The organism is Brevundimonas sp. (genome assembly GCF_004210735.1).
Classification (GTDB): Bacteria; Pseudomonadota; Alphaproteobacteria; order Caulobacterales; family Caulobacteraceae; genus Brevundimonas.
The window spans coordinates 1-1384 of sequence record NZ_SDZL01000132.1 but is presented as its reverse complement, the minus strand read 5'-3'; the positions used below and the strand labels follow the sequence as shown (position 1 = coordinate 1384).

Sequence of the window (1384 nt, the reverse complement as noted above, 5' to 3'; positions counted from 1 at the left end):
AACATCCGCCCGATCTGCGGGTAGGAGCATTTGGTCAGCTGGCGCGAGAGATACATCGCGAACTGGCGCGGCTGGGCGAACTGGCGCTTGCGGCAGGCGGACTCGAGGTCGAGCTTGGTGACGCCGTAGGCTTTTGCCGTCACGTCCTTGATCGTGTCGATCTTCGGCGCGCGGGCGGGAGCGCCGCCCATCTGCAGCTGGATCGATTTCTCGACGGCGGTCTTGTCGAGCGGTTTGCCCGCGAGGACCGTGCCGCAATAGACGTTGCGGACGGCGCCGTGGAGCGCGCGGCCGGACGCCGGCAGACGATCGGCGAGGAGATCGATCCACTCTTCGGTGAGGTGGAATTCAGCGTCGATCGCGGTGGCGGCCAGCGAGACGGCGTCTGCTTTCGCGCGGACGATCTCGCGGCGGAGATTGCGCTCGGGCAGTTCCATCTGGGCGATAACGCCGCCGTGGATTTCGTCGCGCATGCGCTCGTCGAGCTGGTCGATGAGGGCGGGCGTCTGATCGGCCGCCAGGACGACGACGCCGCCGTGCGAGACGATGGCGCGGAGGTGCGAGAAGAACTCGACCAGCGTGCCCGGCTTGGAGCAGATGAACTGGAAATCGTCGAGCAGGACGACCTTGGCGCGGCGGACGAGCGTGCGGAGATCCGACGTGTCCTTGCGCTTGACGCCATCGACGAAGGCGACGGTGAAGTCTTCCGACGACATGTAGAGGCAGCTCTGTTCGCCACGAGTGGCCTTGAGCGCCTGTTCGATGCCTTTCAGGAGGTGGGATTTACCCACGCCGTGCGGGCCGACGATGGTGACCACGTTGGCTTCGACGCCGGCGCCCATGGCGAGGCGGCGGGCGAGGCCGAAGGCGATGCGGTTGCTGTCGCCGACGAGGAAGTTTTCGAGGGTCTGCGCGCCTTCGGCGCTGATTTCGACGGGTTCGGCGTCAACGTCGGCGAAGTCTTCCACGACACCGTCTTCGTCGTGTGCGATGGCTTCCGCCGCCGGCTGGACGAGGTCGAGGACTTCTGGGGCGATGCGGCTACGCGCTTCGATGCGCACGGAGCGGCCGTTCGGGTCGGACTGGTCCCAGGCCTGCTGGATGATGTGGCCGAAGTCGGTGTCGACGCGGCTGCGCTGATAGTCGTCCGACGCGGCCAGCAGGACTTCGCCATTAACTTCGGCCACGAGGTCGAGCTTGGCGATCCAGGCGTCGAACTTCTGGTCGCCGAGACGGCGACGCAGGGTCGCGCGCACCGCCGCCCAGACGGCCGGCACTTCGCTCGCGGAATCCGAGAACTGGTTAGCGCGGGAAACCGGAGACGGCTCCGCCATGCGGCCCGCCCCGCCCATCCCGCCAGATACAAAACGCGTGGTGTTCTGTT

At 66.7% G+C, this 1384-nt stretch carries 1 protein-coding gene; it reads right to left on the bottom strand.

Annotation, left to right across the window (positions count from 1 at the left end):
* The coding region (locus EON91_RS14420; RefSeq protein ID WP_292096096.1) for a DnaA/Hda family protein at nucleotides 1-1334 on the bottom strand (1334 nt) is incomplete at its 3' end.
* Nucleotides 1335-1384 lie beyond the last annotated feature (50 nt).